We start from the raw sequence: 5,987 nt of genomic DNA on the forward strand, positions 1-5,987 counted from the left end.
GCCCAGCCAGGACGGGGAAGTCCGAATACAAGAAGAAAAATACTGAACTCCAAAACAAGGACACGCCGTGGCGTGTCCTTGTTGTTTTAAGTATTTGTTTTTTCCTTCGGCTGTTTGGCTGTTCGGTATCCGGGCCCCTTGTGTCTGCGCCGAGGAGCGCAGGTCCAGACGGATAAGGGCAAAAACGTGTTTGAGCCGCAGGCGAGTTGTTTTTGACCCCGTCTGGACCGAGCACCACAGGCTGCCCCGTAGCGAAGCGAAGGGGACGCAGACACCAGGGTCGCCTTTTCTTTTGCTTACTTTTCTTTTGGCGAAGCAAAAGAAAAGTAAGTTGCCGCCGGGCAACCCCCGGCCAGCAGGACTAAGCAGAGGGAGGGTTCGTGGAAGGCGGGCGCATCGGCAACAGCACCGCCGCCAGATACCGCTGCCGCCGCATCAGTTCAAACAGAACCAAGGGCAACACCACCCCAGCGGCCAGGCTAACCGCACCAACCAGCACCTCATTGCGGCTGACATGCGACAGCACCAGGAAAGCCCGTCCCTGCAGGGCGTAATGAAACAGCAGGATAAACAGGCTGGCTGACCCGACATAGGCCAGCGGGCGGCGAAACACCGCATAGTGCTGCAGCAGCGAAGAGATGCTCAAGACAAGATAGATTCCGAGCGCCGCCTGCAAGGTGGAGACCAGTGGGTTGCCATACACCCGCAGGTTCAGGTCCATGGTCTCGCCGGTGTAACCATGCAGCGCGGTGAAGGCTGCGATAGACGCTAGAAACGCAAAGAGGCTGAAACGCATGGCCGCGACCGGTTTGCGGAGCAGATAACCGAACAGCATGAAGGGCGTGCTGATCAACAGCAGATCCAGGCTCCAGGGAAGGCCGGGCAAACGCTCCAGGCCCATAAAGCGCAGTGCGGCTTCGGTGTCGGTTTGCCAGAACAGGCCTATCGAGCCTATGCCGGCCGCCAGCATTGCGCAGGCAATCAGCCAAAGCACGGCGGGGCGCCTCGCAAGATTCCGGGTGGTGCGAAGCAGGACCATGGCCAGGACCGAGGCCGCAAAGAGATGCGGCAAAAACCACAGCGGTGTCCACGCAATGGTGGGCGCGGTGCCGTAGAGCACGCCGGCGAAATACGCCAGCGGCGTGGTGCCGGAAACCGGCACGGCTTGCGGGGCCAGCATCTCGGCGACGCCCAACAGAAGCAGTACGACAAAGTAGGGCTTGAGCAGGGCGTCTGCGCGTGATCGCGCGAAGTCCGCGAGCCGGGCGCTGCCCTTCAGGAACAAGCCCGACAGGAAAAAGAAAAGCGGCAGGTGAAAGGAGTAGATCACCCGGAAGAGCTCGCCCCTTTCCTGCAGGACTGTCCAGTTGTGGCCAAGCACCACGAGGATGATGCCTATGCCCCGGGCGATGTCGATGGTGGCGTTGCGGCCGGTCATGGTGTGGGGGTGCTCACCGATGCCCGGCAGCGTGGCGTCTGATTGCAGCGAGAAAAAATCAGCGGAGTCGAACGGGATCAGGAACGGGATCAGACACCACACTCATGCTATCCGTGCTTTGAACAGACTCTGTGTCCAAGCGTACGCAATGTTGGCGTGTGTGACCATTTTCGCTTCACACTTTCACTTCCAGACAATTCAGCGCCCGTATGGCGAGGCCCAAGGCGCCACGCCTTGGGCCGTGGGCGCCTCACACCAAGCGCCGTATCGCTTTTTTCTTCCACACCAGCCGGTAATACGCGGTTTGCAATCCCAGCATCGCGATAAAAGTGACGGGGTAGGAAATCCAGATGCCGTTGATGCCGATGCGGTGGCTGAGCACCCAGGCCACCGGCACCTCAACGGCGGCGATGCAGAAAATCGCAATACCCGTGGGCACCAGTACCGAGCCGCTGGCACGCATGATGCCCGAGAGCACCGAGGCCATGCCGAAGATCACGCTGCTCCAGAGCATGATGTGCAGCAGCGTTTGCGCCAGTTCAATCACCGGCTCGCTGGTGATGAAAAAGCCCATCAGGTGGCGCGAGAACAAATAGCCGATCACGACCAGGGCGCCGGTCAGTGTGAGGTTCATCAGCAGGCCGGTGCGGACGATGGCGCCGAGCTTGTCGGTGCGGCCCGCGCCTATGGCTTGCGCGCCGAGGATGGACGCGGTGATCGCGATCGAGATCGCCGGGAACTGCACATAGGCCACGACCTGGTTGACCGCGCCGTAGGCCGCGGTGGCGCCCGAGCCGTAGCTGTTGACGAGCGAGAGCAGCGCGACTTCCGCCAGCGCGATGACGATCATCTGCACGCCCGTGGGCACGCCGACCTTGAGCACGGTCTTGAGGAGTTTTCCGTTGATGCGCATGTGGCGCGCGAATTCCGCATCCGGCGCCAGCGGGCTGTGGATGCGGCGCAGCCTGAAGGCCAGCCAGGCGGTGGCCGTGACCATGGACAGCACCGAGGCCACCGCGCCGCTGGCCACGCCCAGCTGCGGCAGGCCGCCCCAGCCGCGTATCAGCGCCGGTGTGACGACCAGGCCGACAAGGGTGGAGATGCCCAGCGTGTAGAGCGGGTTCACGGTGTCGCCCACACCGCGCAACATGGCGGTGGCCAGCAGGTAGACAAAGAGACCGGGGCCGGCCAGCATCATGATGCGGGCGTACAGCGTGGCATCGGGCAGGATGTCGGCCGGCGTTCCCAGCGCTGCCAGCAAGGGCGCGGTGAAGAGGCCACCGAACAGCGCGACCAGCAGGCCAAACACCAGGCCGACGCTGAGCGTGGTGCCGGCAATCGCCTTGACCTTGCCGGTGTCGCGCGCGCCCCAGGCCTGGCCTATGAGCACCGAGGCGCCGGCGCCCAGGCCTATGGTGAAAGCGATAAAGAAAAACAGGATGGGGAAAAAGCTCGACACGGCCGCCAGCGCGCCCACGCCCAGCATCTGGCCCACGTACACGTTGTTGAGCGTGCCCGACAGCGACTGCAGGATGTTGCTGAGCAGCATGGGCGCGAGGAAGGCGGCAAAGGTTTTCCACATGGGCACGCTATCGCTGAGCGCGGCGCGCGGCGGTGGCGCCTTGGGTGAAGGCGCCAGCGGCTGCACGGCTTCAGCCACCGAGGCCGGCGGCGCCGCGATTTCGCCCGCGGCGCGCAGGTCGCTCTCGTGGACCTCGGTTTCCAGCTGGTGGTCCAGTGCGGTGATGTCGGGCGGCTTCATTCGGCGCTTTCCTTCCAGCCGCCGGCGGCCAGTTTGCCCAGCTGCACGCGCACGTCTTCGGGCCAGGGCGCGACCAGGCCTTCAAACCTGGCTTTGTCGCCTGCAAACAGCGCGCGGCTGGCTTCTTCAAAGCCCGCGAAGTCGCCGGCCATTTCGCTCATGAAGCGGTAGGCGTTTTCGCGCGTGGTGCGCACGCTGACGCGGCCTTCACCGGCTTTGCGCGATTCATCAATCAAACGGCGCAGGGTGATCGAGGCGCCGCCGGGCTGGCTGCCCAGCCATTCCCAGTGGCGGGGCAACAGCGTGACTTCACGCGCGACCACGCCCAGCTTGGGCCGGCCAACGGGCCGTGCGCCCGCAGCTTGCGGCGCCTCTGCGGCAGCGGTGGTGGAAGGCGGCAGGTCGGCTTCGGGGCGCAAATCCAGGTCTATGCGCTCGCCGGTGGCGTCGTTGAAAACGCGCACCAGCGTCTCTTCAGTGATGGCCAGCTTGCGCAGGGCGCTCACCACCTGAGCGCGCTCACCGGCGGCGACTTGCCTGAAGCCTGCAAAGGCGACGAGGCGGGGGGAGATATCGGGGGAAGAAGGGGATGTCATGGAGAAGGACTCGCTAAAAAACTCGCTGAAAGGGTTCGCCAGGGTTTGTTGAACAGGCCAGAACGAATGAAAAGGAACGAAAGAGGAATGAGGGGCAATGAAAAGAAGGATTTATTTAATCCGGGTGAATTAATTCTAAAACACCCGGGTAGAAAATGTCTAGTGTTATTAATGCCGGGTACAAATGCTTACGTAATCATAAATTGATCTAAATAACCTATTTAATATTCTTTTGAGTTTTAGCTTCAAGCTTCTACATTCGCTGTCTGTTCAAAAAAAGCCCTCGGCTGTTTCCACAAGAAACGCGGAGGGCCATAAAGGTAAGCGTCAGCGGGATTTCATGATCGAACTCAAAGGTATTTTTCAAACCTACCAGGGCCCCACGGGCCCGGTCGAAGCGCTCAGGGGCGTCGACCTTCACATCCAGCCGGGCGAGGTCTACGGCATCATCGGCCGCAGCGGCGCCGGCAAAAGCTCTCTTGTGCGGGTCATCAACCTGCTGAACCGGCCTTCAGCCGGCCGGGTTTTGGTGGGCGGCCGCGAGCTGACCTCCCTCAATGGCGACGCACTGCGTATCGCGCGCCGCGACATCGGCATCATCTTCCAGCACTTCAATCTGTTGTCGTCGCGCACGGTCTACGGCAACGTGGCCTTGCCGCTGGAGATCGCCGGGCTGCCTGCCGCCGAAATCCAGGCGCGGGTCGGGCCGCTGCTGGAGTTGGTGGGCCTGAGCGCGCTGGCGGACCGTTACCCGGCGCAGATCAGCGGCGGGCAGAAGCAACGTGTGGGCATTGCGCGCGCGCTGGCGAACCGGCCCAAGGTGCTGCTGTCGGACGAGGCAACCTCGGCGCTGGACCCGGAGACGACGCGCTCCATCCTGGGCCTGCTGCGCCAGATCAACAAGGAATTCGGCCTGACCATCGTGTTGATCACCCACCAGATGCAGGTCATCAAGCAGGTGGCCGACCGTGTGGCGGTGATAGACGCCGGCCGCATCGTTGAAAGCGGGCCGGTGATCGACGTCTTCACGCGCCCGCAGCATGAAACCACGCGCAGCCTGATCGCCGAGATCGTGCCGCAGGCGCTGCCGGACAGCGTGCTCGCGCGCATCCGCACCCTGATGAGTGCGGAGCATCCGGAGCAGGGCCATGACGGCCGCCTGCTGCGCCTGGCATTCGCGGGCGACGAATCAGACCGGCCGCTGCTGTCGGAGGTGATACGCCGATTCGGCATAGACCTGTCCATCGTGCACGGCCAGGTCGACGAAATCCAGGGCAAGCCTTTCGGCTCGCTCGCGGTGTTTGCGCGCGGCGCACGCGAGCAGCTCAGCGCGGCGGTGGCGCACCTGCGCGGCGCCGGTGTGCATGTCGATGAAGTCGGCGGCGATTTGAATGGAGGGCTCGCCAGTGTTCGGTAATTTTTCGCAAGCCCTGCTGGAGCTGTTTGTCAGCTCGCTGTGGGAGACCATCGTCATGGTCGGTATCTCGGGCCTGGTCGGCGCGCTCATCGGCATTCCGCTGGGCGTGTTTTTGCGGCTCACGGACGAAGGCGGCGTGCTGCGCAATGCGGGCGTGAACCGCGTGGTGGGCGGCCTCGTGAACGCGGTGCGCTCCACGCCTTTCATCATCCTGCTGGTGGCCATCATTCCGCTCACGCGGTTTTTGACGGGCTCCTCTATAGGCACGGCGGCCGCCGTGGTGCCGCTCACGATTGCGGCGGCGCCCTTTATCGCACGGCTGGTGGAAGCCTCGCTGCGCGAGGTGGACCACGGCCTGATAGAAGCCGCGCAGGCCATGGGCGCGACCACGCGGCAGATTGTGCTCAAGGTGCTGCTGCCTGAAGCCTTGCCCGGCATTGTCGCGGGCCTGACCATCACCTTTGTGAGCCTGACCGGTTATTCGGCCATGGCCGGCGCGATTGGCGGCGGAGGGCTGGGCGACCTGGGCATCCGCTATGGCTACCAGCGCTTTCTGCCCGAGGTCATGCTGGCCGTGGTGCTGGTGCTGATCCTGTTTGTGCAGGCGGTGCAAAGCCTGGGCGACTGGGCTGTGCGCAGGTTGAGCCACAAATGAAATTGATCCCGATTGAGTTTTTCTCCCTCTCCCGCCGGGAGAGGGCAGGGGTGAGGGCTTGCGGCGGTCGATCTGCTGCTGGCGATGCGGATGCCGCTGGCCCTCACCCCCACCCTCTC

5 protein-coding genes are annotated in these 5,987 nt (G+C 63.3%); 2 read left to right on the forward strand and 3 right to left on the reverse strand.

Features of this window, described 5'->3' with window-relative positions:
* Positions 1-361 precede the first annotated feature (361 nt).
* From AC1DXS_RS24525 to AC1DXS_RS24535, 3 genes are all read right to left on the reverse strand, one after another.
* Complete coding sequence (locus AC1DXS_RS24525) at positions 362-1,438, reverse strand: acyltransferase family protein (protein WP_477740050.1); 1,077 nt, start codon at positions 1,436-1,438, stop codon at positions 362-364.
* Between the two features lie 250 nt (positions 1,439-1,688).
* On the reverse strand, positions 1,689-3,020 hold the full coding sequence (locus AC1DXS_RS24530; protein ID WP_477740053.1) for an MATE family efflux transporter: 1,332 nt from the start codon (positions 3,018-3,020) through the stop codon (positions 1,689-1,691).
* 176 nt (positions 3,021-3,196) lie between these two features.
* Positions 3,197-3,796 carry a DUF2239 family protein gene (locus AC1DXS_RS24535; RefSeq protein WP_477740051.1) on the reverse strand — a complete coding sequence of 200 codons (600 nt, stop codon included), beginning with the start codon at positions 3,794-3,796 and terminating at the stop codon, positions 3,197-3,199.
* A 340-nt stretch (positions 3,797-4,136) separates the two neighbouring features.
* Here AC1DXS_RS24535 and AC1DXS_RS24540 point away from each other — a divergent pair, with 340 nt between their 5' ends.
* Positions 4,137-5,213, forward strand: coding sequence for a methionine ABC transporter ATP-binding protein (locus tag AC1DXS_RS24540; RefSeq protein WP_477740052.1), 1,077 nt, complete (start codon positions 4,137-4,139; stop codon positions 5,211-5,213).
* Positions 5,203-5,868 (forward strand): methionine ABC transporter permease, encoded by a 666-nt coding sequence (locus AC1DXS_RS24545; RefSeq protein WP_477740054.1) that lies wholly within the window; start codon positions 5,203-5,205, stop codon positions 5,866-5,868. The genes AC1DXS_RS24540 and AC1DXS_RS24545 overlap by 11 nt, the downstream gene beginning before the upstream one ends.
* The last annotated feature ends 119 nt before the right edge of the window (positions 5,869-5,987 follow it).

This window comes from Polaromonas sp. P3_B1, from assembly GCF_056402935.1.

What these genes read in the sequence shown, in the direction of transcription:
- AC1DXS_RS24525 (WP_477740050.1), bottom strand. Translation starts at nt 1,438, where the DNA reads ATGACCGGCCGCAACGCCACCATCGACATCGCCCGGGGCATAGGCATC.
- AC1DXS_RS24530 (WP_477740053.1), bottom strand. Translation starts at nt 3,020, where the DNA reads ATGTGGAAAACCTTTGCCGCCTTCCTCGCGCCCATGCTGCTCAGCAAC.
- AC1DXS_RS24535 (WP_477740051.1), bottom strand. Translation starts at nt 3,796, where the DNA reads ATGACATCCCCTTCTTCCCCCGATATCTCCCCCCGCCTCGTCGCCTTT.
- AC1DXS_RS24540 (WP_477740052.1), top strand. Translation starts at nt 4,137, where the DNA reads ATGATCGAACTCAAAGGTATTTTTCAAACCTACCAGGGCCCCACGGGC.